Here is a 24,111-nt window from a genome sequence, read left to right on the forward strand (position 1 = left end):
CCGATAGTTATCCCAGTCTCAAAGGCAGGTTGCCTACGTGTTACTCACCCGTCCGCCGCTATCCCCGAAGGGACCGCTCGACTTGCATGTATTAGGCACGCCGCCAGCGTTCGTCCTGAGCCAGGATCAAACTCTCCATAAAGAAAATCTGACTTGCTCATTTGACTTGCTAGCGAGATTTTTCAATCTCATTATAGTTGATTACTCAACCGATTTGCTTACTCACTCGTTGTTCAGTTTTCAAGGAACAATGACTTGCTTTTTTCATCGCCTCGTTTAGCGGCGACTTTTTCAATATATCACATTATCATCTGTGATTGCAAGTTTTTTTCAAAAAACTTTTTTTACAGCCTGTCCGATCTAACGAATTTGACTGTTGCCCTCAAAGTGACGTTTTATAAGTTAACACACGATTAGAGGATAAGTCAAGCACTTATCCTCTATTTTTTCTGTGCTTGGTAATTGCGGTTCCTGGCATACTTGGAAATCTCTTTGGGAGTCGCGAGCCGCGCATACATGCGGAAGATTACTTTGTATCTGGACTCGATAGCACCCTTTATTTCTTGATCGATCCTTTTATCGTTTAAATCAAATAACATTTCATCCAACTCTTTGCGAAGCACGTAATCCAATTCTCTGCACTCTCTGTCATTGAACAAAAATCCTAGCATACACCCCTTCAAACCCCTCTCAACTGTAGAGATTTACGGCACATACAGTGTAATTCAGAAATTGGGCCGAAATTGTTCGTCCGCTTCATTTCTGCCTTATTGTTATGCTCAGATTTTTACAGTTTTATGACTGGGATTTGAAAATATTTTACAAATGAACCAACCAGTAGGTTAGCGTGCTTTCAATAATCGCCGCAAGCAGGAGCAGCGCCACGATGGCCACGATCAACGTTTTACTCAGTCGGAAGACATTCGCAAGCTCGCGCCGCGCCGTCCTTCTTTCAACAGGAAGGAACAACTGACCCCCCATTTTCCATACTAGCATGCCGACCTTTAAACCATATGCGCAAGCAATAAGAATAACAGGGATCTCAATAATACCATGCGGTAGAATCCCCTTGAGAACGACGGAAAGCGTACTTTCATTTGTTTGCAAGGAAAGTACATAACCCAGAATCATCCCATTGGCAACCAACATATACAGGGGAAGCACCCCGAAGAACAGACCTAGGAAGATGATCAGGACCGATTTTACCGCATTATTCAGAAATATAAATATAAAATACCAAATCTGCGGATTCCCCTTTGCACTAAGCGATTGACTAACGGATTTTAGACCCTGCAGCTGCCCTTCCAGAAAGAACGAATACCGATCGGAATTGGCCCAACCCAAATAAAAACTAATTGCAAAAACGACCAACACAACGACGAAGTAATGCTTCATATCGGTAAAATGCCGAAACAACCCTTTAAAATTCATGTCCATTCCTCCATGTCCCGAAGCATAAGTGCTTTGTGTACGAGCATACATTAGTTACTAAAAGATAAACAAGCTCTGCCCATTCGCAGGTTAAGGAGGTACAGGCTGTCTATGAACTATTTTTTCGTTTTTAATGCCAGCAAGCTCAAACAGTATGTTTTCATCGCACTTGCCGTTGTCTTTGCAGCTGCGATCGTGTACTCCGAGCAAAGCCATGTATCGGTCTTCATGAATTCTGAGCCGTCCGCGATTTACAGCGTACAGACCGAGAAAAAAGTGATCGCACTGACCTTTGATATTTCCTGGGGGGAAGAGCGCGCAGAACCGATCGTGAAGACGCTCAAGGAGAATGGCGTCAGCGAGGCTACCTTCTTCTTATCTTCCCCATGGAGTAAAGCGCATCCGGAGATCGTTGATCAGATCAAAAAAGCAGGCTTTGAAATCGGCAGTCACGGCAATGACTTCACGAACTACAGCAAGCTTGACGACGAAGAAATTCGCAAACAAATTTCTACAGCACACAGTATTTTGACTGAATTGATCGGAAAAGAGCCGAGCCTCATTCGACTGCCTAACGGTGATTTCGACAAACGTGTGCTGCGCATTGCCGACGATATGGGCTACTCGGTGATTCAATGGGATACCGATTCCCAGGATTGGCTGAACAAAGGCGTAGATACGCTGATCAACCGCGTTGTTAACAAAGCGCACCCGGGCGACATCGTGCTGCTGCATGCCAGCGACGCCTCCCTGCAAACGAATGAAGCGCTGCCGGTCATCATCAAACAACTCCGCGACAAAGGCTATCAATTCGTGACGGTGAGTGATCTCATCAAGCAGACCGAAGTGGATACAGTGCCGGTGGAAGACCAAGCCTAAAGCCGCTTTCATACCTAAACAGACAAAAAGAGCTAATGATTTAGCTCTTTTTGTTTTCCAATATTTTATGCAGGGTCAGGATTTGCCATGCATTGCACACAATCAGCGGTGCAAACATAAAAAGAGTTGTCGCGGCATTATCCTCTTGGAGTGCAGGAACGGCCTCCAACACCGTTACGACCGTCATAAAGAAAAGCGTTGGAATAAAAGCGTTGCGGTTGGTCAATTTCACTTTCCAGTAGCCAATGCCTACCGCAATGATCAGAATGATGATTGGTGTAATGAAATAACTGGACAATGAACCTGAACCATTTTTACGCAAATACACGAGATCAAACATCACGACAATGACGACGGCGAGCTGCAGCAATTCCCAAACCGTCTTGGACCTGATGATGCCAATCGCGATAAAACGGACAATTAAATAGGCGAAAAAGCCCATTTGACTGAGTAAACTGATAATGCCTCCGCCTAGAATCATAATAAGCAAATTAAATCCATAGCCAGACAGGCCCATTACCGAAAAATCTTTGTCTGATAATTGAAGAATTAATCCGATCACCGTTGATACAACGATGCCCAGTAACAAGGTTGTCCAAAACAAATGAAACCATTTCCGCAGCGTCAACTGATTTCCCTCCACGATTTTCAACTCTAATTGTTAATTGTACCAACCTTTCCGGGAAAAATCCAATGATAGCCTCTTATAATCTTCCCCTTTTCACACATACTACTGGTATATTATAAAGCTACGGGAAGGGAGATTCGGTCATGTTCACTACGACCTTTAAAAAAGTTCATGTTATACCGATCATTTCGATGGCAGTCCTCTTGGCTTCCTGCGGGACGGACAACTCCTCTCAGGGACAATCGCAGGGCTACACCTACAAAGAGCAAAAGGCGATGGTTCTGGATATTCTCAAATCGGACGAGGGCAAAAAGGCGATCAGCGTAGCCAACCAAGCGATTATGAACGGTGAGGTCGGCACCAACAGCTTCGCTGGGCAGTCTCAAATCAAACTGCTATCGGCGAACGAATCGCTGCAGCTGCAAATGGCTGTAAAGGATGTTCTGACCTCCAAAGAGAACAATCAATTTCTAACCGACATGATGAAAGACCCGAAATTTGCTGGCGATTTCGCCAAAGCGATTCAGAAAGACACCAAGCAAATGTTCAAAGAGTTGCTGAAAGATCCTACCTATCAAAAAGCGCTCATCGATGCGATGAAAAATCCCGAATACGAGAAAATGACTCTCGATGTCATGAAAACTGCGCCTTACCGCCAGCAAATGATGACCGTTATGGAAGAATCGTTGCAAAGTCCTCTGTTCAAGGCCCAGATGGTCGAGCTTTTGAAGGCCGCCATTGTGCAGCAAACGAGGCAGGAGCAAGTTCCCACCGCACAGAGTGCATCGAAGGGGAATCAATCGAGTCAATCGAAGGATAGCCAACAGGATAAAGAGAAGGAGAAAGATGATTCCGGCTCTGATAAAAAAGAGGGCGAACAGAAGAGCGATTCCGAGTCCGATTCTGGCTCCTAAGTCCTTCTGTTCAACAAATAAGAGCGTGCCGGAAGGCACGCTCTTTTCCTATTTTTCCAACTTCTGAATGACCGCTTCCGCTACTTCGAGGTACAGTTGTCCCGCTTTGGAATCAGCCTTGTACACCGATGGCGAATAATCCGGTTCCGAAATATGATTGTCTGGCGCGCCTAACGGGATCTGCGCAAGCAAATCGGTATGCAGGTTCTCAGCAAGCTTAGCGCCGCCGCCTTTGCCGAAGACGTAATCGATAGTACCGTCCTTGGCCTCGTAATAGGACATATTCTCAACAATACCCAGAATCTCATGGTTCGTCTGAATAGCCATCGCCCCGGCTCTAGCTGCCACAAAGGAAGCTGTTGCGTGAGGCGTCGTGACAATGACTTCTTTACTTTGAGGGATAAGCTGATGTACATCAAGCGCTACGTCCCCGGTGCCTGGAGGCAAGTCGAGCAAAATGTATTCAACATCGCCCCATTTCACTTCGTTGAAGAAGTTGCGAAGCATTTTGCCCAGCATCGGCCCCCGCCACACAACAGGCGCGTTATCCTGCACGAAGAAGCCCATCGAAATAACTTTAACACCAAACTTCTCAACCGGCATTATGACGTTGTCAACTAATTGCGGCTGCTCCTCAATCCCCATCATATCCGGAATGCTGAAGCCGTAAATGTCAGCATCGATAATTCCAACCTTTTTCCCTTTGCGTGCCAGCGCAACTGCGAGGTTCACCGTTACCGTCGACTTGCCCACACCGCCCTTGCCGCTCGCTACCGCGATAAAATGCACCTTGGACTCTTGTCCAAGAATCGGTTGATCGATCGGCGGCTGTACCGGTTTCTGTTGGGATTGCGCGGCGTGCTCATGCTGATGCTGATGTCCGCCCATCTCCTGCTCAATCCGGCCTCTTTCATGATCGGTCATCAGTCTGAACCGAACATGCACCTGAGAAGCTCCCAGCGCCCCAAGCGCGTCGGCAATAAATGCTTTTGCCTCTTCTTTATATCCTTCGTCGTCCGATGTCGTAATGACACTCAAGGATATGGCCTCTTCTTTAATCATGACGTCACGCACCAAGTTGAGCTCGACGACGCTCTTCTGAAATTGCGGATCTATGAGAGGCTGCAATGCTTCCATCAATTGTTCTCGTTGAATCATAGCCACACACCTTTTGTTCGTAATCTACTTTCCTTCGTGGCTTTTATTATATCACATTATGTTGTAGAACCCACTTTTTCCCCTGCAAAAAAGCGCAAGATTCCCTGATAGACCGATGCAGCCAGCATTTTCTGGTATTTCTCGTCCGCAAGCAGCTTTGCTTCTTCAGGATTAGACAGAAAGCCGACTTCCACAAGAGCGCTTGGCATTTTCAAGGTTTTCAGCAAATACACGGTTTTGTCCGCCACTTTTGCCACCCGGTCCGTGTTCTCCAGATTCCGCTTAATTTCGGATTGGATAAGAGCGGCTAGATTCGGATTCTCCGGATTGTTCAAATAGTAGAACGTTTGTGCCCCTCTCCATTTCTCAGAAGGAATGCTATTGAGATGGATACTCAAAAATAAATCAGCATCCGTATTATTGATCAGGTCAGCGCGATTGTGAAGGTCTTCCGTTTTCCGCTTGCTGTACCCCTTCGTACCCGATTCCGCTAAATCGGTATCCGTCTCACGCGTTAAGACGACCACAGCTCCCGCCTGCTGCAGGAAATCACGAAGATGAAGGGTAATGGCCAGGTTAATGTCCTTCTCAATCACCCCATTCTTGCTCGAAGCACCGCCATCAGGCCCACCATGGCCCGCATCTAAGGCGATTGTTTTGCCGGATAGGGGCAAGCTCCACTGCGAAACGGACTTCGATTGAGGAAGCTCATAAGCATAAATAAAAACAATGAGTGCAACAAGCATCGCCGAGAGCAGCAGCTTCAGGCTGCCGTGGAAGGTTAGCCAGACGACCAGCCTCTTCTTTCTTTTGCGCATAAAAAATCCACCTCTGTTCCCCTATAGACTCTGTAACATCTATATGGGACAGGGTGGACAAATATACCTTGTTGTTCCTTCGACTACGGATTCCAGCTTATTTGTGCAGGCCGCACTCCGTTTTCTCCGAATTCGACCAACGTCCTGCACGAGGGTCTTCACCCGGCATGACTTGCCGCGTGCAGTGCGAGCAGCCGATACTAGGATAGTTGCGGTCATGAAGCGGATTGTAGATCACATCATGTTCACGGATGTAATTCCACACGTCTTCAGACGTCCAGTCTGCCAATGGGTTGAATTTGATGAGACCGAATTTCACATCGTATTCCACTTTTTTGGCATTCGCACGTGTAGGCGCTTGGTCGCGGCGGATCCCGGTGATCCATGCGTCGTAGTTTCTGAGAATATCCGTCAGCGGATCTACTTTACGAATGTTGCAGCATTGATTCGCATCCGATTTCCAGAGCTCATCGCCATATTGCGCCGCTTGCTCTTCAAGCGTCAGTTTTGGAAGTACTTGAACGAACTTTGTGCCATAATGCTGTTCAAGACGGTCTCTCGTTTCATACGTCTCTTGGAAATGCACGTTCGTATCCAAGTAGAAAATGTCCACGTTGGGATTGATTTTTTGCAGCATATCTACAAGCACGACATCTTCTGCACCAAAGCTGCATGCCAGCGTCAAACGGGGAAACGTCTCTATAGCAAGTTTCAGAAGTGCCTCTGGGGATTGGCTTTCAAATTCTTCTGCAGCCTTCGTAACAAACGCTTCTTTTTCAAATAGATTCATCTTACGATTCCTCCAATGTCGTTAATTCCGACCAATATAATATGAATAACTTTATTATATCCGACTTCACCGCTATGTCAATGACTTTTGATCATTTTGGTATTAACTTCTTTGAAGCTTTATAGAACTAGACGGACAGCTAAAAAGAAGAACCTCTCCAACATATGCCGGAAAGGTTCTCGAGGGTGTGCAAAAGCACGAATATTAACGTTTGGAGAATTGAGGAGCGCGACGAGCTGCTTTCAAGCCGTACTTTTTACGCTCTTTCATGCGGGAATCACGAGTCAGGAAGCCTGCTTTTTTCAGGGATCCACGGTACTCAGGATCAGCTTTCAACAATGCACGGGAAATCCCGTGACGGATTGCGCCAGCTTGTCCGCTGATGCCGCCACCGTTCGCGATAACCAGAACGTCGTACTTACCAACAGTTTCCGTCAACGCTAATGGTTGCTTCACGATCAATTTCAAAGTTTCAAGACCGAAATACTCATCTAACTCACGTTTATTAATGATGATGCGTCCTTCACCCGGTACAAGGCGCACACGCGCTACCGAATGCTTACGACGACCCGTTCCATAATATTGAACTTGTGCCACGAAACGTTCCTCCTTATATTAACCGCGAAGATTCCAAACTTCTGGTTGTTGTGCTTGGTGTGGGTGCTCTGCGCCACCGTAGACTTTCAGCTTTGTTTTCATGCTGTCGCCTAGGCGGTTCTTAGGAAGCATGCCATGTACGGCGAATTCGATCATGCGGTCAGGTTTGCTGTTCAGCAGGTCCTGTGCAGAAGTCACTTTCAAACCACCTGGGTACAAAGAGTGACGGTAGTACATTTTGTTTTGCATTTTCTTACCAGTCAGTTTGATCTGGGAAGCGTTGATGACGATTACGAAATCGCCTGTATCCACATGTGGAGTAAATTCCGGTTTGTGTTTACCGCGGATGATGCTTGCAACTTCACTTGCAAGACGGCCAAGAGTTTGGCCAGCAGCGTCAACGATGTACCATTTACGCTCTACTTCATTTGGCTTAGCCATATATGTGGTGCGCATGCTTAGTCCTCCTAAAAATATATCTCAAATACGTAGGTTATTAGATGTTAATTTTACTTAAGTGATGGATTGTTGGTTTCCGTAGCCTGGGGCTGTGGGATAGCCGACCACGAAACGCCAAGTTATATTTTACACGATCACGCTCGAAGAATCAAGTCTTATGCTGATCTTTTTAATAGTCGACTTTCCACATCGTTAAGCCCTTAGCCTCAGCTGTAGGTCCTGCCAATGCGCGGTCTTTGGCCTCAAGGATGCGCTGCATATCGCTGCTTGGTCGCTTCCCTTCACCGATCTGGATCAAGGTGCCGACCATGATTCTTACCATGTTATATAAGAACCCGTTGCCGCTCACAAAGAAGCGCAGCCGATCGATCGAGCCGCTATCCAGGAAGCCGTCGGATTCTGTTTCCAATCGAGCTTCGTAGAGCGTTCTCACCTTCACTTCTTTATCCGTTCTTACCGTGCAAAACGAAGTAAAATCATGCTCGCCGATTAAGCAAGGCAGCGCCTCTCTCATGGCTTCCACGTTCAAAGGGGTGGGATGATGATACTCATAACTGCGGTGAAAAACATCAGGGAAGCGCGCTGTGCGAATCGTATAACAGTACGTTTTGCGTTTCGCGGCTTTACGAGCGTGGAAGGAGGGAAGGACTTCTTCCGCGGTATGGGCAACAATGTCCTTGGGCAATCTAGCATTAAGCGCCAGACACCAACGTTCGACAGGAATCTGAGAGTTTGTCGTAAAATTAATCACTTGTGCTTTCGCATGTACGCCGGCATCGGTGCGCCCAGAGGAAATCACCTTCACGGTTTCTCCGGTGAGCATCCAAACCGCCTTCTCCAGCCGATATTGAATCGTATCTGATTGAGGCTGTATTTGAAAGCCGGAGTAGGCCGTACCATCATAGCTTATCGTAAAACGGAGATTTCTCAAGGTTGTTCCTCCTGAGTCATCTTTGAGTCCGCGACGAAAAAAGGTATCGCTCATTTCCTCGCAGCTCCGTAGGTGTCGAGCCAAGACCGCAAAAAAAGGGCTTCACCAGAATCTAGCGATTCCGTCCACCCTTTCCCATCCGTCTTTTTTATGCGCGATCTACTAGCTCTAGGTAAACCATTGGCGCTGCGTCGCCGCGGCGTGGTCCCAGTTTCAGGATACGTGTGTATCCGCCTGGACGCTCGGAGTAGCGAGTTGCCAAATCAGAGAATAGTTTTTGAATCGCATCTTGATTCTCGTTAGCAGCTTCTCTGCGAACAAAAGCAGCAACCTGACGGCGTGCGTGAAGATCTCCGCGTTTCGCAAGAGTAATTAACTTCTCAGCGATCGAACGAATTTCTTTTGCTTTTGCTTCAGTAGTTTGAATGCGCTCATGTATGAACAGATCTGTTACCAGATCGCGAAATAACGCTTTACGATTACTGGAATCGCGGTTCAACTTTCTGTAGTTCATTGAGTTAACCTCCTTCTGTCACGATTATTCCTCGTTACGTAGACCCAGACCCAGCTCTTCGAGTTTCTCTTGAACCTCTTCAAGGGATTTACGACCTAAGTTACGAACCTTCATCATGTCTTCTTCTGTTTTGGTAATCAGTTCTTGAACGGTGTTAATACCCGCACGCTTCAAGCAGTTGTAAGAACGAACAGAGAGATCCAGTTCTTCGATTGTCATCTCCAGAACTTTCTCTTTCTTGTCTTCTTCTTTCTCAACCATAATCTCAGCGTCTTTTGCCTCATCCGTCAAACCAACGAACAACAGCAAATGTTCTGTCAGGATTTTCGCGCCCAAGCTTACTGCTTCTTCAGGTCGAATACTGCCATCAGTCCACACTTCGAGGGTCAACTTATCATAGTTCGTCACTTGGCCGACGCGAGTATTCTCAATGGAGTAGTTTACCCGTGTAATAGGCGTATAGATAGAATCAATCGGAATGACGCCGATCGGTTGATCTTCACGCTTATTTTTGTCTGATTGGACGTAACCGCGCCCTCTGCCCGCATGAATCCTCATATGAAGACGCGCATCGGAAGAAAGCGTAGCAATGTGCAGATCCGGGTTAAGGATCTCCACGTCGCTATCACCGCGAATATCAGCCGCAGTGATGATACCTTCTCCTTCAGCATCAATTTCAAGCACTTTCTCCTCATCGGAGTGAATTTTCAACGACAGACCTTTCAGATTGAGGATAATTTCCGTAACATCCTCAAGCACGCCAGGAATCGTTGAAAATTCATGCAAAACGCCATCGATTTGGACAGAGGTTACTGCTGCCCCCGGCAAAGAGGACAGTAGAATACGACGTAGTGAGTTACCTAAGGTTGTACCGTAGCCGCGCTCCAACGGTTCGATGATAAATCGACCATACGCACCATCTTCACTTAGAGCTACAGTTTCTATTTTTGGCTTTTCGATTTCGATCATGAAATGTACCCTCCATTCAATACGTCGGTTCCCTCTGGATACTTCGTTCAAAAAAATCTAGTATATCTATCCTTCAAACCATTATTCACGATTTTGGAATAATTATACTACAAAGTGATCCTGAATTATACGCGACGACGTTTTGGAGGACGGCAGCCATTGTGAGGAACCGGCGTCACGTCTTTAATCAGGTTTACTTCGAGGCCTGCTGCTTGCAAAGAGCGGATTGCTGCTTCACGGCCAGCGCCTGGACCTTTAACCATCACTTCAACAGTTTTCAAGCCGTGCTCCATTGCTGCTTTAGCTGCTTTCTCAGCTGCCATTTGCGCTGCAAATGGTGTGCTTTTACGGGAACCTTTGAAACCAAGGTTACCGGAACTTGCCCAAGAAATTGCGTTACCATGCGGATCCGTAATTGTAACGATCGTATTGTTAAATGTGGAACGGATGTGTGCAACACCGCTCTCAATATTTTTCCGGTCACGACGTTTTGTACGGACAACTTTTTTAGGCTTTGCCATTTAGCTCTTACCTCCTTTATTATTTCTTTTTATTCGCTACTGTACGACGAGGACCTTTACGTGTACGAGCATTTGTTTTAGTACGTTGACCACGAACAGGAAGACCACGACGGTGACGAAGACCGCGGTAAGATCCGATTTCGATCAAGCGTTTGATGTTCAACGAGATTTCACGACGAAGATCCCCTTCTACTTTCAGGGTTTTGTCGATTACGTCACGAATTTTGCTAACTTCGTCTTCGGTAAGGTCGCGAACGCGAGTACTACCGTTGATCCCAGTTTCAGCAATAATTTTTTGTGCAGTTGTATTGCCAATACCGAAAATGTAAGTCAACGCGATTACGACTCGTTTGTCACGAGGTAAGTCAACACCAGCTAAACGTGCCATCTACAGATTGCACCTCCTTCTAACCTTGTTTTTGTTTGTGTTTAGGATTTTCGCAGATAACCATAACATTGCCTTTACGGCGAATTACTTTGCATTTTTCACAAATCGGTTTAACCGACGGTCTTACTTTCATTTTAAGCCCTCCTCCTTTTCATCGTAAGCAACCATGTTGCGTTTTCGTGAGAAAACTTGCTTCGTAAGCATACGCCTTTGAGAGAGTAACTTACTTGTAAGCCGAACATTTATTTGAAACGGTAGGTTATACGGCCTCTTGTTAAATCGTAAGGCGATAATTCTACGGTAACCTTGTCTCCAGGCAAAATGCGAATGAAGTGCATTCTGATTTTACCGGATACATGGGCTAGGATTTTATGACCATTTTCCAATTCAACTTTAAACATTGCATTCGGAAGAGGTTCAATCACTGTACCTTCTACTTCAATTACATCTTCTTTGGCCACAGTCATTCTCCTTTCTCTTGTGCTTCAACGAATTTGGCAAGCGCATGACGCAGCTTTCCGTTCGTGACACGTCCTGTTTCCCTGATGCTCTCTTCTACTTCACTGCTAATCTGATCTTGTAACTGAAGATGATGCAGGTTCTTCTTTTTCGGCTGATCGAATTTGCGATTGACGCCGTCGGCAAGCCAGACAAACCGTTCATCCTCGATGCCGATCACGATCGCATATTCTCCGGGATCTTTACCGCGAAGCACCTTTACGATTTGACCTATGACAGGATACTTACTATTCATGCCATTCACCTACGATCTAGGCAAAGTTAATATTTCATAACCTGTTGCCGTTATTGCAACCGTATGTTCGAAGTGGGCACATAGCGAGCGATCCGCTGTCACGACCGTCCAATCGTCTTCGAGTGTTTGGACAAATCTTTCGCCAACGTTCACCATCGGTTCAATGGCTAAGACCATGCCTGGTTTGAGTCTAGGACCTTTATCAGGGATTCCATAGTTCGGAATTTGCGGTTCTTCGTGAAGATCTGTTCCGATGCCGTGACCAACGTATTCGATAACCACGGAGAAGCCTGCGTCTTCAATACAAGTTTGGATTGCATGCGACAGCGTATAGAGTCTGACATCCGGTTTCGCTTCTGCTATCCCCCGGTAAAGCGATTGTTCCGTTACCTGCAGCAAACGCTGCGCGGTCTCGGAAATTTCACCGACCGGATACGTCCATGCAGAATCTCCATGATAACCTTTATACTGAGCGCCAATATCAATGGAGATGATATCGCCCTCAGCCAGCTTTCTTGGACCAGGAATACCATGAACTAATTCTTCGTTGACTGAAGCACAAATGCTTCCGGGAAAACCGTTGTAGCCTTTGAAAGATGGAATCGCTCCCTGACTGCGAATGAATTCCTCTGCGATCTGATCAAGTTCTTTCGTTGTAATGTTCGGACGAATCGCCCTTGAGAGCAGTCTGTGCGTTTCAGCTACGATCCGCCCAGCTTCTCGCATAAGGTCTAGTTCAACCTCGGACTTACAAATGATCATTCCGCTAAACCTCGGAGCAGCGAGCTAATTTGCTCGGTTACCGCATGAATGTCTTGCTCTCCGTTAACCTCACGCAATAATTCCCTCTTTTGGTAGTAATCCAGCAGCGGAGCCGTTTTGTTGATGTACTCATCCAAACGAGTTCCGACTTTCTCTTCCGTATCATCCGAACGTTGGTACAACTCACCGGAACATTTATCGCATACGCCTTCTTGCTGAGGTGGGTTGAAAATCACATGATACGTAGAACCACAGGATTTACAAATTCTTCGGCCAGTCAGTCTAGCTAGCAGGAAACTGCGATCAACGGACAGATTGATAACAAGCTCAATCTTCTTACCTAAGGAATCCACGATATCAGACAATGCATCTGCTTGTGCTACCGTTCTTGGGAACCCATCAAGCAAAAATCCTTTATCACAATCCGGTTGGGCAAGACGCTCTTTCACAATACCGTTCGTAATTTCATCTGGAACCAGAAGGCCCTGATCCACATATTTCTTAGCCTCAACACCCAGCGGAGTGCCTTGGCTCATCGCCAAACGAAACGCATCGCCTGTCGAGATATGAGGAATTTGAAATTCGGAAACGATTTTCTCTGCTTGCGTACCTTTGCCTGCACCAGGAGGCCCCATAAATATTACGTTCACAAATTAAACCTCCCCATCGCACTCGGCATTACGAACAGCACAATAGGTGCCGATGTCGCAACAATCGCGCACCAGAACCTATATGCTATTTATTGATAAATCCTTTGTAATGACGCTTAATCAATTGGCTCTCGATTTGCTTCATCGTCTCAAGACCAACGCCTACTACGATAAGTAAAGATGTACCACCTATCTTAACCGAACTAGGGAGTCCGGCAAGTCCGCCAAACAACATTGGTAGGATTGAGATTGCTGCAAGAAACAAAGCACCAGAAAGAGTAATTCTAGTCATTACGCGAGTCAGATAAGTCGAAGTGGTTTTACCCGGTCTAATCCCAGGTATGTAGCCACCGTTCTTCTTCATCTGGTCCGCCATTTGTACCGGATTAATTTGAACGAAGGTGTAAAAGTAAGTGAACCCGATAATCAGCAGTACATAAAGTACAATCGCTATTGGCGCAGTTTGGTTAATGCTCAGGTTGTTGATGATCCATTCTGCTACAACGTTGCCTCTCCAATAGCTCGCTATTGTTGGAGGAAACATCAATAGGGACAATGCGAAGATTACAGGAATAACACCCGCGGCATTCACTTTAAGTGGAATGTGCGTTGTTTGTCCGCCATACATTTTACGACCGACGACGCGTTTGGCATATTGTACAGGGATTTTTCGAACGCCCTGCTGTACAAAGATGACACCCGCAATAATCAGGATTATGACGACAGCAATAATAATCAGCTTCACGATATTCAGAAACAGCGCTGCGTCTGAAGCGAAAAGCGATTTATAGATTTGCTGGATCCCCGTAGGAATCGCCGCGACGATACCGGCAAAGATGATAATGGAAATACCATTTCCAATCCCATACTCCGTGATTTGCTCCCCAAGCCACATCAAGAAAGCTGTACCAGCTGTCAGTACGATCGCGATTAGCGCATAAGTTGTAAAGCCTGCATCAATCACCAAACCGCTGTAGAGGCGGTTAAATCCGATGGAAAGACCGAAGGCTTGAATCAACCCAAGAACAATCGTACCGTAACGAGTCACCTGCGTCATTTTCTTTCTGCCAACATCGCCTTCTTTTGCCCATTGCGCAAAGCGCGGGACTACGTCCATGGACAAAAGCTGAACGATAATGGATGCCGTGATATAGGGCATAATTCCCATCGCAAAGATGGAGAATTGGAAAAGAGCACCGCCCGAAAACGTGTTAAGCAAACCAAAGACATCGCTTTGATTCGCTTGATCTTGAAGTTTCAAAACATCTGTATTAATGTTAGGCACCGGAATGAAAGCACCCAACCGGTAGACGATGAGCAAGAGAAGTGTAAACACAATCCTTCTGCGAAGATCTTCTACTTTAAAGATGTTGGCAATGGTACTGAACATTAAATCACCTCGGTTTGACCGCCGGCAGCTTGGATTTTCTCAATCGCCGATTGAGAGAACTTATTCGCTTTAACGGTTAATTTTACTGTGATTTCACCGTTCCCTAGGATTTTGATGCCATCTTTAGGGGCTTTAACAATACCAGACTCCTTCAAAACTTCTGGAGTGACTTCAGTACCAGCTGCGAAATTGTTCAGATCTTCCAGGTTTACGATTGCGTATTCCGTACGGAAACGGTTCGTGAAACCGCGTTTCGGTAGACGACGGTACAATGGGTTTTGACCACCCTCGAAACCAGGACGAACACCGCCACCGGAACGTGCATTTTGACCTTTGTGTCCGCGAGTTGATGTTTTACCCATGCCGCTACCTGTACCACGTCCAACACGCTTGCGAGTTTGACGAGCACCAGTTGCAGAACTTAGCTCATGTAACTTCATCGTTGCACACCTCCTCTAAATCTTAATTATATAGCATTTAAGCTTCGATTTCTTTAACTTCTACAAGATGGCTAACTTGATTAACCATTCCTCTGATAGCAGCATTATCTTGGTGAACAACAGTTTGGTTCAGCTTGCGCAGACCCAGTGTTTTCACAGTAATGCGTTGCGTTTCAGGACGGCCAATCAGGCTACGCTTTAGGGTAACTTGTAATTGTTTCGCCATGTTTACCCCTCCTAACCTAACAGCTCTTGAACTGTTTTGCCGCGAAGCTTAGCAACTTCTTCCGCTTTTTTCAAGCGGCTCAAGCCTTCAAGCGTTGCGTTTACCATGTTCATGGAGTTCGAAGAACCTAGGGATTTTGTCAAAATATCGCCGATACCAGCAAGCTCAAGTACTGCACGTACTGGACCACCAGCGATAACACCAGTACCTTGGGATGCCGGTTTCAACAGAACGCGGCCTGCGCCAAAGCGACCAGTTACAAGGTGAGGAATCGAAGTGCCTACGATTGGAACATGGATCAAGTTCTTCTTCGCATCTTCAATACCTTTACGGATCGCATCTGGAACTTCAGATGCTTTACCGATGCCTGCACCAACCCAGCCCTTGCCATCGCCAACGACAACAAGTGCGCTGAAGCTGAAACGGCGTCCGCCTTTAACTACTTTAGCTACGCGGTTAATGTTAACAACTTTTTCAGTCAGCTCTAAAGTATTAGGATCTACACGCAAGTCTTTTACCTCCTTATAAATGTTTTTTAGAATTCAAGACCAGCTTCACGAGCTGCGTCAGCCAATGCTTGCACACGTCCGTGGTACAGGTATCCGCCGCGGTCAAAAACCACTTGCTGAACACCTTTCTCTTTTGCGCGAGCTGCGATCAAAGCGCCCACTTTACGAGCAGCTTCAACGTTACCGCCGTTGCCGATTTCGCTTTTCAAATCTTTATCTTGAGTCGATGCCGATACGATTGTTACTCCCGTCGTGTCATCGATAAGTTGAGCGTACATATGTTTCGAAGAACGGAAAATGTTCAAACGTGGGCGAGCTGTAGTGCCTTCGATTTTCTTACGAACACGAAGGTGTCTTTTCAAACGAGCCTTGTTTTTATCGCCTTTAGTAATCATTTAATCTTGCACTCCTTTCATCAGCTTATGATGCGAGGTTGCGGCTTACATCAAGCCGTGATCTTACGATCTTATTTCTTCTTACCTGCTTTACCTTCTTTACGAAGGATGCGCTCGCCTTCATACTTGATCCCTTTACCTTTATAAGGCTCAGGTTCGCGTACGGAACGAACTTTCGCTGCAATCGCGCCTACGCGCTCTTTGTCGATCCCTTTAACGATAATCTTCGTGTTCGAAGGAACTTCGAACTCGATACCGGATTCAGGAGTGATTTCTACCGGGTGGGAGTAACCAACGTTCAGGACCAGCTTGTCGCCGGATTTGTTAGCACGGTAACCAACGCCGACCAGTTCCAAAGATTTCGTGAAGCCTTCCGTAACGCCACTAACCATGTTAGCTACAACACTGCGAGTTGTACCGTGAAGGGAACGGTGGAGTTTATTGTCGGAAGGACGCTCAACAGAAATCTCGTTTTCAAGAACACTAACTTTCATATCTTGATGAAGCTCACGGGAAAGCGTACCTTTTGGACCTTTAACCGTGATTTGAGAATTTTCTAGTGTTACATTTACACCACTTGGAATGGTGATTGGCTTACGACCAATACGAGACATGTTTGCACCTCCATTCAATTACAATTGTATTACCAAACGTAGCAGATAACCTCTCCGCCAGCTTTGGATTGACGAGCTTCTTTATCCGTCATAACTCCTTGAGATGTGGAGATGATGGCAATCCCTAGTCCGCCCAAAACACGAGGGATTTCTTGTGCTTTTGTGTACACGCGCAGGCCTGGTTTCGAAATTCTTTTCAAACCAGAAATAACACGCTCATTGTTCGAACCGTATTTCAGGAACAAACGAATGATACCTTGCTTGCTGTCTTGAACATATTCAGCGTCACGGATAAATCCCTCTTTTTTGAGGATTTCAGCGATTTCCTTCTTCACTTTGGATGCAGGAATTTCAACTGTTTCATGACGAACGATATTCGCATTACGAATGCGAGTAAGCATATCTGCAATTGGATCTGACATGACCATTTGTGTAAACCTCCTTCCCGAAAATAGGGTGATTACCAGCTTGCCTTCTTAACGCCAGGAATCTGACCTTTATGTGCTAATTCGCGGAAACAAATCCGACAAATTTTGAACTTACGCAGAACGGAATGCGGACGCCCGCAGCGCTCACAACGTGTGTATGCTTGCACTTTAAACTTCGGGGCACGCTGTTGCTTGATTTTCATCGAAGTTTTTGCCACTTAATATAACACCTCCTGATAGGTACGACTAGGAACCTATTTTACGAAAGGCGCTCCGAGTTGTGTTAAAAGCTCGCGAGCTTCTTCGTCGGACTTAGCCGTTGTTACGATAACGATATCCATACCACGAACTTTATCAACTTTGTCATACTCGATCTCTGGGAAGATGAGCTGCTCTTTCAAACCAAGTGTGTAGTTTCCGCGGCCGTCAAACGCTTTGTTGGAAATACCGCGGAAGTCACGTACGCGTGGAAGCGATACGTTGAACAATTTATCCAAGAAGTGATACATGCGCTCGCCGCGAAGTGTTACTTTAACCCCGATCGGCATGTTCTCACGCAATTTGAAACCTGCGATCGCTTTTTTGGATCTTGTTACAACCGGTTTTTGACCTGCGATTTTTTGAAGATCTTCTACTGCAGTGTCAAGTACTTTGGAGTTCGAAACGGCTTCACCAACACCCATGTTGATGACAACTTTCTCGATTTTAGGTACTTGCATTACAGTTGTGTAGTTGAACTTTTGAATTAAAGCAGGTGTAATTTCGTTCAGGTAACGATCTTTCAATCTTGCCATGATTCATTGGCCTCCTTTCCATGCTTGTTGTATTAGTCGATAACTTCGCCGGATTTTTTCGCAACGCGAACTTTTGTCCCGTTATCCAATACTTTGTAGCCTACGCGAGTAGGTTTGCCGCTCTTAGGGTCAATCAGCATCACGTTGGAAACGTGGATTGCTGCTTCTTGAGTCAAGATGCCGCCTTGTGGGTTTTGTTGAGTTGGCTTCGCATGTTTCTTAACCATGTTTACACCTTCTACAAGCACACGGTTTTGACGAGGATAAGCTGCGATAACGCGGCCTTTCTTACCTTTGTCTTTACCAGTGATAACAAAAACTACGTCGTCTTTCTTCACGTGCAATTTATTGTTGTGAGATTCGAGTCTCTTTTTTGTTCTTGGCACTAGCTTTACACCTCCTGGGGTTTTCCGAATGGAAAACGAGCATCACTGTTCTTAGATAACTTCTGGAGCCAAGGATACGATCTTCATGAAGTCTCTGTCACGAAGTTCGCGAGCAACTGGTCCGAAGATACGAGTACCACGTGGGCTTTTATCTTCTTTCACGATAACCGCTGCGTTCTCGTCGAAAGAGATGTAAGAACCGTCTTTACGGCGAGCGCCGCTCTTAGTACGAACGATAACGGCTTTTACAACGTCACCTTTTTTGACAACGCCACCTGGTGTTGCTTCTTTTACAGAGCATACGATCAGATCACCAATGTGACCAACGCGACGCCCAGTACCACCCAATACGCGGATGCACATCAATTGTTTCGCACCGGAGTTGTCAGCGACAGCCAAACGAGTAAATGGTTGAATCATCGTATTCCCTCCTTTCGGGGTTCAAGTCTTAAGTTATTAGATCACAACTGCCACTTCGAGAACTTCAACCAGTCTCCAAGATTTCTCTTTGGACAACGGTCTTGTTTCAGCGATTTTTACGGTGTCGCCGATTTTAGCTTGGTTGTTCTCGTCATGCGCTTTGAACTTTTTCGTATATTTGATTCTCTTGTGATAGAGATCATGTTTTTTGTAAGTTTCAACAGCAACAACGATGGTTTTATCCATTTTATCGCTGACAACTTTACCGATCAGAACCTTACGATCATTACGTTCAGCCATGTAAGGAATCCTCCCTTCTAATATGGTTAGCTAATTAGCCAATCCCCAATTCTCTTTCACGCAAAATAGTCTTGGCACGAGCGATCTCTTTACGCAAGTCACGAATTTGAGTCGGGTTGTCCAACTGACCAGTAGCTAATTGAAAACGGAGGTTGAAGAGTTCTTCTTTAAAACCATTAACTTTTTGCTCAATTTCAGCAGTGGTTAAGTTCCGGAATTCACTACCCTTCATTTGCTTCACCGCCTACTTCTTCTCTTTTCACGAACTTCGTTTTGATTGGAAGCTTGTGAGCAGCAAGACGCATTGCTTCGCGAGCAACTTCTTCGCTGACACCAGCAAGTTCAAACAAAATTTTGCCCGGTTTAACTACGGAAACCCATTTCTCTACGCTACCTTTACCGCTACCCATACGAACCTCAAGAGGTTTTTGCGTAATAGGTTTAGCAGGGAAGATTTTGATCCATACTTTACCGCCACGTTTGATGTAACGTGTCATCGCGATACGAGCTGCTTCGATTTGACGGTTGGTTACCCAAGCCGGTTCAGTTGCCTGCAAACCGAATTCGCCAAAAGCCACTTCTGTGCCGCCTTTAGCGCGCCCTTTCATGTTACCACGGTGTTCTTTACGGTGCTTTACACGTTTAGGTACTAACATGATTTAGTTTCCTCCTTCCGGCTGAGCCTTTTTCTTAGCTGTCGGAAGCACTTCTCCACGATAGATCCATACTTTCACACCAATACGTCCGTACGTAGTGTGTGCTTCTGCTGTACCGTAGTCGATATCTGCACGAAGCGTATGAAGTGGAACCGTTCCTTCGCTATATCCTTCCGTACGAGCGATCTCAGCGCCGCCAAGACGTCCGCTAGTTGCGATTTTAATACCTTTTGCTCCGGATCTCATCGTTCTTTGCATAGCTTGCTTCATCGCACGGCGGAAAGATACGCGGCGCTCAAGTTGAAGAGCTACGGACTCAGCTACGAGGATAGCATCCAGATCAGGGCTTTTAATTTCGGAAATGTTGATATGGACTTTCTTGTTCGACATTGCAGCGATGTAGTTACGAATAACTTCAACTTCCGCTCCGCCTTTACCAATAACCATACCAGGTTTAGCAGTATGAATCGTTACGTTCACACGGTTAGCCGCGCGCTCGATATCGATGTGGGAAACTGCCGAATCTTTAAGTTTATTTTTTAAGTATTCGCGGATTTTGACGTCTTCAAGCAGCAGAGTTCCGAAATCTTTTTCTGCGAACCATTTGGACTCCCAATCACGAATGACACCAATTCTAAAACCTACCGGGTTTACCTTCTGACCCACACGTTATCCCTCCTTATTTCTCAGATACCACGATTGTAATGTGGCTTGTGCGTTTTCTGATCGCGCTAGCGCGGCCCATTGCACGTTGATGGAATCTTTTCATTGTCGGCCCTTGGTTGACGAAAGTCTCGGACACAACAAGGTTATTTGGATCTAGCGAATAGTTATGCTCTGCATTGGCAATTGCGGAGTTCAAGAGTTTCTCCAGAATAGGAGAAGCTGCTTTCGGTGTATGACGCAGAATCGCGATCGCTTCACCTACCGCTTTTCCCCGAATCAAGTCTACAACTAACTTTGCTTTACGAGGAGCAATCCGAGCGTGGTTCAATACTGCTTTAGCTTGCATGGTAGTACCTCCTCTCGGTTAAAAATTAACGTTTTCCGGTTTTCTTATCGTCATCGTGACCTTTGTACGTACGTGTTGGAGCAAACTCACCGAGCTTATGTCCAACCATATCTTCCGTTACGTAAACTGGCACGTGTTTTCTTCCGTCATAAACTCCGAAAGTGTGACCAACGAATTGCGGGTAGATTGTAGAACGACGGGACCACGTTTTAACAACAACTTTCTTGTTAGAACTGTTCAAGTCTTCTACTTTTTTCAGTAAGTGTCCATCAATAAAAGGACCTTTCTTTAAGCTGCGACCCATGGGTGTTCCTCCCTTCTTTGAACCTCAAGAGAATTCATATGACCGTTATTACTTCGTACGGCGACGTACAATGTATTTATCGGAAGCTTTGCCTTTTTTACGCGTTTTGTAACCAAGAGTCGGTTTGCCCCATGGAGACATAGGAGATTTACGACCGATTGGAGCGCGGCCTTCACCACCACCGTGTGGGTGATCATTCGGGTTCATGACGACACCACGAACTTGTGGACGATTGCCTTTCCAACGATTACGTCCTGCTTTACCGATTTTCACGAGCTCGTGATCTTCGTTACCAACAGAACCGATTGTAGCGCGGCAAACTTTCAGCACTTTACGAACTTCACCGGAAGAAAGACGGATTGTTACGTAAGTTTCTTCTTTACCGAGCAATTGAGCTTCTGTACCTGCAGCACGAACCAATTGTCCGCCTTTACCAGGTTTCAACTCGATGTTGTGGATAACTGTACCCACTGGGATGTTTTCCAAAGGAAGAGCGTTACCGATTTTGATGTCTGCATCCGATCCGGATACGATACGATCGTCAACTTTCAAACCTTTAGGCGCGATGATGTATCTTTTCTCACCATCAGCATAGTGAATCAATGCGATGTTAGCGGAACGGTTAGGATCGTACTCGATTGTAGCAACGCGTCCTGGTATTCCATCTTTCGTACGCTTGAAGTCAATGATACGATATTTACGCTTGTGGCCACCGCCGTGGTGACGAACCGTAATTTTACCTTGGTTGTTACGACCAGCTGTTTTGCTTAAAGGAGCAAGCAAAGATTTCTCCGGTGTTGATGTTGTGATTTCTTCGAAAGTAGAAACCGACATCGAACGTCTCGCTGGAGAGGTTGGTTTATATTTTTTTACTGGCACTCGGATTCCCTCCTTACTTCAAAAATGTGTTTTATACCGTTTCAAAGAATTCCAGTTCTTTGCTGTCCGCGCTCAGGGACACGATTGCTTTCTTCCATTCGGAAGTGTAGCCAAAGTGACGACCGTAACGTTTAGGCTTAGCCGGCATTCTGAGTGTGTTTACATTTGTAACTTTCACTTTGAAGATTGCTTCGATTGCTTGTTTGATTTCTGTTTTGTTAGCGCGAAGATCCACTTCGAAAACATACTTTTTGTTAACCATCAGGTCGCTTGTACGTTCAGTGATGATCGGGCGCTTGATAATGTCGCGTGGATTTTTCATTGTGCAAGCACCTCCTCAACTTTCTGTACAGCTTCTTGCGTGATGATCAATTTGTCATGCAGCATGACATCAAGAACATTCACACCATCAGCAGCAACGAATTTCACACCTGGGATGTTGCGAGCGGACAAAGCAACGTTAGAGTCGCTATCTACGCCTACAACCAATACTTTGCGATCAACTTTCAGGTTGTTCAGAATGGCAACGAATTCTTTCGTTTTCGGAGCATTCAATTGAAGCTGATCCAGAACGATCAGGTTGTTATCGATCACTTTCGAGGACAACGCGGATTTAATCGCTAAGCGACGTACTTTTCTTGGCAATTTAAAACCATAGCTGCGCGGAGTCGGCCCGAATACAGTACCGCCGCCTTTCCATTGCGGAGCGCGAATGGAACCTTGACGAGCACGGCCAGTTCCTTTTTGTTTCCAAGGTTTACGGCCACCGCCGCGAACTTCAGAACGACCTTTAGTTTTATGAGTACCTTGACGCACAGCTGCTTGTTGCAGAAGAACTGCTTCATGCATCGCGTGAACGTGAGGTTCGATTCCGAAAACAACGTCAGACAGTTCAACTTCCCCTACCTGAGCACCTGTTACATTATATAAAGCTACTTTTGGCATCTGTCTTCCTCCTTCCTTACTTTTTAACAGCAGATTTCACGCTAACATAGCTGTTTTTAGGACCAGGAATGGAACCTTTAACGAGCAATACGTTACGTTCAGCATCTACTTTAAGAATTTGAAGATTTTGCAATGTTACTGTTTCGTTACCCATTTGACCTGGCAGGTTTTTACCTTTAGGTACGCGGTTCGCTTGAATGGAACCCATCGAACCTGGTCCGCGGTGATAGCGGGAACCGTGCGCCATAGGGCCTGTGGATTGATTATGTCTCTTGATGTTACCTTGGAACCCTTTACCTTTGGAAGTACCCGTTACATCAACGAATTCGCCCTCTGCGAACAGATCTGCCTTCAGTTCTTGACCCACTTCATAGTCACCCAACTGAATGCCACGAATTTCCTTAACGTAGCGCTTAGGCGTTGCCCCTGCTTTTTTCGCATGGCCAAGCTCCGGTTTGTTGGTTCTGCTAGCTTTAACGTCCTCGAAACCGATTTGGATCGACTCATAACCGTCGTTATCCACATCTTTCTTTTGCAAAACCACACATGGTCCTGCTTGAATGACTGTTACTGGAACTACGTTACCTTCCGCAGTAAACATTTGTGTCATCCCAAGTTTTTTTCCTAAGATACCTTTCATCGTTGACACCTCTTTTCCTTCCTAAACATTCGTTTCTATAATAGTTTTACAGTTTGATCTCGATGTCAACGCCAGACGGCAAGTCCAGACGCATCAAAGCATCAACTGTTTGTGGTGTTGGATTCACAATATCGATCAGACGCTTATGCGTACGCATTTCGAATTGTTCGCGCGAATCCTTGTACTTGTGCACCGCACGAAGAATCGTGATGATTTGCTTCTCAGTTGGAAGCGGAATCGGACCGGATACACCTGCACCGGAACGCTTGGCAGTTTCCACGATTTTCTCAGCAGATTGATCAATAACTCTGTGATCATACGCCTTCAAACGGATACGAATTTTTTGCTTTGCCATTTAAAGTCCCTCCTTCTATCGCCCAATTTAGTATCGGACATACTCCGCGAAAATTCTCCAACCACCTAACCCATGGCAAAGGGTCCGGGTGTGTCGGCAACCTTTCGCATCATCGCAACGTCACAGACCAACGTTTTATATTATATAAAAAATAAATACGAATAGCAAGCAAAATCTTAGGCATATACCATCTTTTTTAAACATAGCACCCTTGCCGCTCATTACCTACTATCATCCCATCGCTCATCGGCACAA

At 45.9% G+C, this 24,111-nt stretch carries 42 protein-coding genes and 1 rRNA gene; 2 read left to right on the forward strand and 41 right to left on the reverse strand.

All coding sequences use genetic code 11. The annotated features are described in order from the left end of the window. From EJQ19_RS25485 to EJQ19_RS25495, 3 genes are all read right to left on the reverse strand, one after another. Positions 1-142: ribosomal RNA gene (locus EJQ19_RS25485) — 16S ribosomal RNA — on the reverse strand; the annotation flags it as partial. A 298-nt stretch (positions 143-440) separates the two neighbouring features. Beyond that, entirely contained in the window at positions 441-671 is a 231-nt protein-coding gene (locus EJQ19_RS32685) for a hypothetical protein (RefSeq protein ID WP_090826664.1), read from the reverse strand. Positions 672-819: 148 nt separating this feature from the next. Further along, positions 820-1,431 (reverse strand): stage II sporulation protein M, encoded by a 612-nt coding sequence (locus tag EJQ19_RS25495; RefSeq protein WP_126144064.1) that lies wholly within the window; start codon positions 1,429-1,431, stop codon positions 820-822. Between the two features lie 111 nt (positions 1,432-1,542). On the opposite strand from EJQ19_RS25495, the gene pdaB reads away from it, so the two are divergent. Further along, positions 1,543-2,310 carry a polysaccharide deacetylase family sporulation protein PdaB gene (pdaB, locus tag EJQ19_RS25500; RefSeq protein WP_126144065.1) on the forward strand — a complete coding sequence of 256 codons (768 nt, stop codon included), beginning with the start codon at positions 1,543-1,545 and terminating at the stop codon, positions 2,308-2,310. Between the two features lie 40 nt (positions 2,311-2,350). On the opposite strand, the gene EJQ19_RS25505 is transcribed toward pdaB, so the two are convergent. Beyond that, a complete protein-coding gene (locus tag EJQ19_RS25505; protein ID WP_126144066.1) occupies positions 2,351-2,938 on the reverse strand; it encodes a KinB-signaling pathway activation protein in 588 nt (195 codons plus the stop codon). A gap of 143 nt (positions 2,939-3,081) precedes the next feature. Between EJQ19_RS25505 and gerD the strand changes: the two genes are divergently transcribed. Next, positions 3,082-3,852, forward strand: a complete 771-nt coding sequence (gene gerD, locus EJQ19_RS25510; RefSeq protein WP_126144067.1) for a spore germination lipoprotein GerD — start codon at positions 3,082-3,084, stop codon at positions 3,850-3,852. A 48-nt stretch (positions 3,853-3,900) separates the two neighbouring features. On the opposite strand, the gene EJQ19_RS25515 is transcribed toward gerD, so the two are convergent. The 37 genes from EJQ19_RS25515 to rpsJ all read right to left on the reverse strand — a co-directional run bounded on the left by EJQ19_RS25515 (position 3,901) and on the right by rpsJ (position 23,856). After that, complete coding sequence (locus EJQ19_RS25515) at positions 3,901-5,010, reverse strand: P-loop NTPase (RefSeq protein ID WP_126144068.1); 1,110 nt, start codon at positions 5,008-5,010, stop codon at positions 3,901-3,903. A gap of 56 nt (positions 5,011-5,066) precedes the next feature. Next, the gene (gene cwlD / locus EJQ19_RS25520) at positions 5,067-5,828 is read right to left on the reverse strand and encodes an N-acetylmuramoyl-L-alanine amidase CwlD (RefSeq protein ID WP_126144069.1); all 762 of its coding nucleotides are present in this window, start codon (positions 5,826-5,828) and stop codon (positions 5,067-5,069) included. Between the two features lie 97 nt (positions 5,829-5,925). Next, a complete protein-coding gene (locus tag EJQ19_RS25525) occupies positions 5,926-6,618 on the reverse strand; it encodes a phosphoadenylyl-sulfate reductase (RefSeq protein ID WP_126144070.1) in 693 nt (230 codons plus the stop codon). Positions 6,619-6,822: 204 nt separating this feature from the next. Next, entirely contained in the window at positions 6,823-7,215 is a 393-nt protein-coding gene (rpsI, locus tag EJQ19_RS25530) for a 30S ribosomal protein S9 (RefSeq protein WP_126144071.1), read from the reverse strand. A gap of 18 nt (positions 7,216-7,233) precedes the next feature. Continuing rightward, a complete protein-coding gene (rplM, locus tag EJQ19_RS25535) occupies positions 7,234-7,671 on the reverse strand; it encodes a 50S ribosomal protein L13 (protein WP_126144072.1) in 438 nt (145 codons plus the stop codon). Positions 7,672-7,843: 172 nt separating this feature from the next. Beyond that, a complete protein-coding gene (gene truA, locus EJQ19_RS25540; RefSeq protein ID WP_126144073.1) occupies positions 7,844-8,605 on the reverse strand; it encodes a tRNA pseudouridine(38-40) synthase TruA in 762 nt (253 codons plus the stop codon). Between the two features lie 148 nt (positions 8,606-8,753). Further along, a complete protein-coding gene (gene rplQ / locus EJQ19_RS25545) occupies positions 8,754-9,119 on the reverse strand; it encodes a 50S ribosomal protein L17 (RefSeq protein ID WP_057304263.1) in 366 nt (121 codons plus the stop codon). A 24-nt stretch (positions 9,120-9,143) separates the two neighbouring features. After that, entirely contained in the window at positions 9,144-10,088 is a 945-nt protein-coding gene (locus EJQ19_RS25550; protein ID WP_126144074.1) for a DNA-directed RNA polymerase subunit alpha, read from the reverse strand. 125 nt (positions 10,089-10,213) lie between these two features. After that, entirely contained in the window at positions 10,214-10,609 is a 396-nt protein-coding gene (rpsK, locus tag EJQ19_RS25555) for a 30S ribosomal protein S11 (protein ID WP_028557470.1), read from the reverse strand. A 19-nt stretch (positions 10,610-10,628) separates the two neighbouring features. Continuing rightward, positions 10,629-10,997 (reverse strand): 30S ribosomal protein S13, encoded by a 369-nt coding sequence (gene rpsM, locus EJQ19_RS25560; protein WP_126144075.1) that lies wholly within the window; start codon positions 10,995-10,997, stop codon positions 10,629-10,631. 19 nt (positions 10,998-11,016) lie between these two features. Next, positions 11,017-11,130: a 50S ribosomal protein L36 gene (gene rpmJ, locus EJQ19_RS25565; protein ID WP_003333770.1), complete on the reverse strand. Its 114-nt coding sequence runs from the start codon at positions 11,128-11,130 to the stop codon at positions 11,017-11,019. A gap of 109 nt (positions 11,131-11,239) precedes the next feature. Beyond that, positions 11,240-11,458 (reverse strand): translation initiation factor IF-1, encoded by a 219-nt coding sequence (gene infA / locus EJQ19_RS25570; RefSeq protein WP_009676800.1) that lies wholly within the window; start codon positions 11,456-11,458, stop codon positions 11,240-11,242. 2 nt (positions 11,459-11,460) lie between these two features. After that, positions 11,461-11,751, reverse strand: a complete 291-nt coding sequence (locus EJQ19_RS25575; protein WP_126144076.1) for a KOW domain-containing RNA-binding protein — start codon at positions 11,749-11,751, stop codon at positions 11,461-11,463. Positions 11,752-11,760: 9 nt separating this feature from the next. Next, on the reverse strand, positions 11,761-12,513 hold the full coding sequence (map, locus tag EJQ19_RS25580) for a type I methionyl aminopeptidase (RefSeq protein ID WP_126144077.1): 753 nt from the start codon (positions 12,511-12,513) through the stop codon (positions 11,761-11,763). Further along, entirely contained in the window at positions 12,510-13,163 is a 654-nt protein-coding gene (locus EJQ19_RS25585) for an adenylate kinase (RefSeq protein WP_126144078.1), read from the reverse strand. The genes map and EJQ19_RS25585 overlap by 4 nt, the downstream gene beginning before the upstream one ends. Before the next feature lie 85 nt (positions 13,164-13,248). After that, on the reverse strand, positions 13,249-14,553 hold the full coding sequence (gene secY, locus EJQ19_RS25590) for a preprotein translocase subunit SecY (RefSeq protein WP_126144079.1): 1,305 nt from the start codon (positions 14,551-14,553) through the stop codon (positions 13,249-13,251). Next, positions 14,553-14,993 carry a 50S ribosomal protein L15 gene (rplO, locus tag EJQ19_RS25595; protein ID WP_126144080.1) on the reverse strand — a complete coding sequence of 147 codons (441 nt, stop codon included), beginning with the start codon at positions 14,991-14,993 and terminating at the stop codon, positions 14,553-14,555. Before rplO ends, secY begins: the two co-directional genes overlap by 1 nt. A gap of 37 nt (positions 14,994-15,030) precedes the next feature. Beyond that, positions 15,031-15,219: a 50S ribosomal protein L30 gene (gene rpmD / locus EJQ19_RS25600; RefSeq protein ID WP_126144081.1), complete on the reverse strand. Its 189-nt coding sequence runs from the start codon at positions 15,217-15,219 to the stop codon at positions 15,031-15,033. Positions 15,220-15,230: 11 nt separating this feature from the next. Then, a complete protein-coding gene (rpsE, locus tag EJQ19_RS25605) occupies positions 15,231-15,728 on the reverse strand; it encodes a 30S ribosomal protein S5 (RefSeq protein WP_126144082.1) in 498 nt (165 codons plus the stop codon). A gap of 26 nt (positions 15,729-15,754) precedes the next feature. Further along, a complete protein-coding gene (gene rplR, locus EJQ19_RS25610; protein WP_126144083.1) occupies positions 15,755-16,123 on the reverse strand; it encodes a 50S ribosomal protein L18 in 369 nt (122 codons plus the stop codon). A gap of 71 nt (positions 16,124-16,194) precedes the next feature. Beyond that, positions 16,195-16,737 carry a 50S ribosomal protein L6 gene (rplF, locus tag EJQ19_RS25615; protein ID WP_126144084.1) on the reverse strand — a complete coding sequence of 181 codons (543 nt, stop codon included), beginning with the start codon at positions 16,735-16,737 and terminating at the stop codon, positions 16,195-16,197. 29 nt (positions 16,738-16,766) lie between these two features. Beyond that, complete coding sequence (rpsH, locus tag EJQ19_RS25620) at positions 16,767-17,165, reverse strand: 30S ribosomal protein S8 (protein ID WP_126144085.1); 399 nt, start codon at positions 17,163-17,165, stop codon at positions 16,767-16,769. A 32-nt stretch (positions 17,166-17,197) separates the two neighbouring features. Beyond that, positions 17,198-17,383, reverse strand: coding sequence for a type Z 30S ribosomal protein S14 (locus EJQ19_RS25625; RefSeq protein WP_126144086.1), 186 nt, complete (start codon positions 17,381-17,383; stop codon positions 17,198-17,200). A gap of 36 nt (positions 17,384-17,419) precedes the next feature. Further along, positions 17,420-17,962 carry a 50S ribosomal protein L5 gene (rplE, locus tag EJQ19_RS25630; protein WP_126144087.1) on the reverse strand — a complete coding sequence of 181 codons (543 nt, stop codon included), beginning with the start codon at positions 17,960-17,962 and terminating at the stop codon, positions 17,420-17,422. A 29-nt stretch (positions 17,963-17,991) separates the two neighbouring features. Further along, positions 17,992-18,345, reverse strand: a complete 354-nt coding sequence (rplX, locus tag EJQ19_RS25635; RefSeq protein WP_241243086.1) for a 50S ribosomal protein L24 — start codon at positions 18,343-18,345, stop codon at positions 17,992-17,994. A 51-nt stretch (positions 18,346-18,396) separates the two neighbouring features. After that, positions 18,397-18,765 carry a 50S ribosomal protein L14 gene (gene rplN / locus EJQ19_RS25640; RefSeq protein ID WP_028557485.1) on the reverse strand — a complete coding sequence of 123 codons (369 nt, stop codon included), beginning with the start codon at positions 18,763-18,765 and terminating at the stop codon, positions 18,397-18,399. A gap of 36 nt (positions 18,766-18,801) precedes the next feature. Further along, entirely contained in the window at positions 18,802-19,065 is a 264-nt protein-coding gene (gene rpsQ, locus EJQ19_RS25645; protein ID WP_126144088.1) for a 30S ribosomal protein S17, read from the reverse strand. A 34-nt stretch (positions 19,066-19,099) separates the two neighbouring features. Continuing rightward, a complete protein-coding gene (gene rpmC / locus EJQ19_RS25650; protein WP_028557487.1) occupies positions 19,100-19,297 on the reverse strand; it encodes a 50S ribosomal protein L29 in 198 nt (65 codons plus the stop codon). Continuing rightward, entirely contained in the window at positions 19,287-19,721 is a 435-nt protein-coding gene (rplP, locus tag EJQ19_RS25655) for a 50S ribosomal protein L16 (RefSeq protein WP_126144089.1), read from the reverse strand. The genes rpmC and rplP overlap by 11 nt, the downstream gene beginning before the upstream one ends. A 3-nt stretch (positions 19,722-19,724) precedes the next feature. After that, complete coding sequence (gene rpsC, locus EJQ19_RS25660) at positions 19,725-20,387, reverse strand: 30S ribosomal protein S3 (protein WP_126144090.1); 663 nt, start codon at positions 20,385-20,387, stop codon at positions 19,725-19,727. Between the two features lie 13 nt (positions 20,388-20,400). Then, the gene (gene rplV / locus EJQ19_RS25665; RefSeq protein ID WP_126144091.1) at positions 20,401-20,733 is read right to left on the reverse strand and encodes a 50S ribosomal protein L22; all 333 of its coding nucleotides are present in this window, start codon (positions 20,731-20,733) and stop codon (positions 20,401-20,403) included. A 25-nt stretch (positions 20,734-20,758) separates the two neighbouring features. Then, complete coding sequence (rpsS, locus tag EJQ19_RS25670) at positions 20,759-21,037, reverse strand: 30S ribosomal protein S19 (RefSeq protein WP_126144092.1); 279 nt, start codon at positions 21,035-21,037, stop codon at positions 20,759-20,761. A gap of 48 nt (positions 21,038-21,085) precedes the next feature. Then, complete coding sequence (rplB, locus tag EJQ19_RS25675) at positions 21,086-21,916, reverse strand: 50S ribosomal protein L2 (RefSeq protein ID WP_126144093.1); 831 nt, start codon at positions 21,914-21,916, stop codon at positions 21,086-21,088. Between the two features lie 31 nt (positions 21,917-21,947). Then, positions 21,948-22,238, reverse strand: a complete 291-nt coding sequence (gene rplW, locus EJQ19_RS25680) for a 50S ribosomal protein L23 (RefSeq protein ID WP_126144094.1) — start codon at positions 22,236-22,238, stop codon at positions 21,948-21,950. Beyond that, positions 22,235-22,861 carry a 50S ribosomal protein L4 gene (gene rplD / locus EJQ19_RS25685; protein WP_126144095.1) on the reverse strand — a complete coding sequence of 209 codons (627 nt, stop codon included), beginning with the start codon at positions 22,859-22,861 and terminating at the stop codon, positions 22,235-22,237. The genes rplW and rplD overlap by 4 nt, the downstream gene beginning before the upstream one ends. Before the next feature lie 16 nt (positions 22,862-22,877). Continuing rightward, positions 22,878-23,501 (reverse strand): 50S ribosomal protein L3, encoded by a 624-nt coding sequence (rplC, locus tag EJQ19_RS25690; RefSeq protein WP_126144096.1) that lies wholly within the window; start codon positions 23,499-23,501, stop codon positions 22,878-22,880. Between the two features lie 46 nt (positions 23,502-23,547). Beyond that, a complete protein-coding gene (rpsJ, locus tag EJQ19_RS25695) occupies positions 23,548-23,856 on the reverse strand; it encodes a 30S ribosomal protein S10 (protein WP_023482171.1) in 309 nt (102 codons plus the stop codon). Positions 23,857-24,111 lie beyond the last annotated feature (255 nt).

Origin of the sequence: Paenibacillus whitsoniae, assembly GCF_003955665.1 — a bacterium.
Classification (GTDB): Bacteria; Bacillota; Bacilli; order Paenibacillales; family NBRC-103111; genus Paenibacillus_E; species Paenibacillus_E whitsoniae.

Coding starts and splice junctions, on each gene's coding strand:
- EJQ19_RS32685 (WP_090826664.1), bottom strand. CDS start 671: ATGCTAGGATTTTTGTTCAATGACAGAGAGTGCAGAGAATTGGATTAC.
- EJQ19_RS25495 (WP_126144064.1), bottom strand. CDS start 1,431: ATGAATTTTAAAGGGTTGTTTCGGCATTTTACCGATATGAAGCATTAC.
- pdaB (WP_126144065.1), top strand. CDS start 1,543: ATGAACTATTTTTTCGTTTTTAATGCCAGCAAGCTCAAACAGTATGTT.
- gerD (WP_126144067.1), top strand. CDS start 3,082: ATGTTCACTACGACCTTTAAAAAAGTTCATGTTATACCGATCATTTCG.
- EJQ19_RS25515 (WP_126144068.1), bottom strand. CDS start 5,010: ATGATTCAACGAGAACAATTGATGGAAGCATTGCAGCCTCTCATAGAT.
- cwlD (WP_126144069.1), bottom strand. CDS start 5,828: ATGCGCAAAAGAAAGAAGAGGCTGGTCGTCTGGCTAACCTTCCACGGC.
- EJQ19_RS25525 (WP_126144070.1), bottom strand. CDS start 6,618: ATGAATCTATTTGAAAAAGAAGCGTTTGTTACGAAGGCTGCAGAAGAA.
- rplM (WP_126144072.1), bottom strand. CDS start 7,671: ATGCGCACCACATATATGGCTAAGCCAAATGAAGTAGAGCGTAAATGG.
- rplQ (WP_057304263.1), bottom strand. CDS start 9,119: ATGAACTACAGAAAGTTGAACCGCGATTCCAGTAATCGTAAAGCGTTA.
- EJQ19_RS25550 (WP_126144074.1), bottom strand. CDS start 10,088: ATGATCGAAATCGAAAAGCCAAAAATAGAAACTGTAGCTCTAAGTGAA.
- rpsK (WP_028557470.1), bottom strand. CDS start 10,609: ATGGCAAAGCCTAAAAAAGTTGTCCGTACAAAACGTCGTGACCGGAAA.
- rpsM (WP_126144075.1), bottom strand. CDS start 10,997: ATGGCACGTTTAGCTGGTGTTGACTTACCTCGTGACAAACGAGTCGTA.
- rpmJ (WP_003333770.1), bottom strand. CDS start 11,130: ATGAAAGTAAGACCGTCGGTTAAACCGATTTGTGAAAAATGCAAAGTA.
- EJQ19_RS25575 (WP_126144076.1), bottom strand. CDS start 11,751: ATGAATAGTAAGTATCCTGTCATAGGTCAAATCGTAAAGGTGCTTCGC.
- map (WP_126144077.1), bottom strand. CDS start 12,513: ATGATCATTTGTAAGTCCGAGGTTGAACTAGACCTTATGCGAGAAGCT.
- secY (WP_126144079.1), bottom strand. CDS start 14,553: ATGTTCAGTACCATTGCCAACATCTTTAAAGTAGAAGATCTTCGCAGA.
- rplO (WP_126144080.1), bottom strand. CDS start 14,993: ATGAAGTTACATGAGCTAAGTTCTGCAACTGGTGCTCGTCAAACTCGC.
- rpmD (WP_126144081.1), bottom strand. CDS start 15,219: ATGGCGAAACAATTACAAGTTACCCTAAAGCGTAGCCTGATTGGCCGT.
- rplR (WP_126144083.1), bottom strand. CDS start 16,123: ATGATTACTAAAGGCGATAAAAACAAGGCTCGTTTGAAAAGACACCTT.
- rplF (WP_126144084.1), bottom strand. CDS start 16,737: ATGTCTCGTATTGGTCGTAAGCCAATCACCATTCCAAGTGGTGTAAAT.
- rpsH (WP_126144085.1), bottom strand. CDS start 17,165: ATGGTCATGTCAGATCCAATTGCAGATATGCTTACTCGCATTCGTAAT.
- rplN (WP_028557485.1), bottom strand. CDS start 18,765: ATGATTCAACCATTTACTCGTTTGGCTGTCGCTGACAACTCCGGTGCG.
- rpsQ (WP_126144088.1), bottom strand. CDS start 19,065: ATGGCTGAACGTAATGATCGTAAGGTTCTGATCGGTAAAGTTGTCAGC.
- rpmC (WP_028557487.1), bottom strand. CDS start 19,297: ATGAAGGGTAGTGAATTCCGGAACTTAACCACTGCTGAAATTGAGCAA.
- rplP (WP_126144089.1), bottom strand. CDS start 19,721: ATGTTAGTACCTAAACGTGTAAAGCACCGTAAAGAACACCGTGGTAAC.
- rplV (WP_126144091.1), bottom strand. CDS start 20,733: ATGCAAGCTAAAGCAGTATTGAACCACGCTCGGATTGCTCCTCGTAAA.
- rpsS (WP_126144092.1), bottom strand. CDS start 21,037: ATGGGTCGCAGCTTAAAGAAAGGTCCTTTTATTGATGGACACTTACTG.
- rplW (WP_126144094.1), bottom strand. CDS start 22,238: ATGAAAAATCCACGCGACATTATCAAGCGCCCGATCATCACTGAACGT.
- rplD (WP_126144095.1), bottom strand. CDS start 22,861: ATGCCAAAAGTAGCTTTATATAATGTAACAGGTGCTCAGGTAGGGGAA.
- rplC (WP_126144096.1), bottom strand. CDS start 23,501: ATGAAAGGTATCTTAGGAAAAAAACTTGGGATGACACAAATGTTTACT.
- rpsJ (WP_023482171.1), bottom strand. CDS start 23,856: ATGGCAAAGCAAAAAATTCGTATCCGTTTGAAGGCGTATGATCACAGA.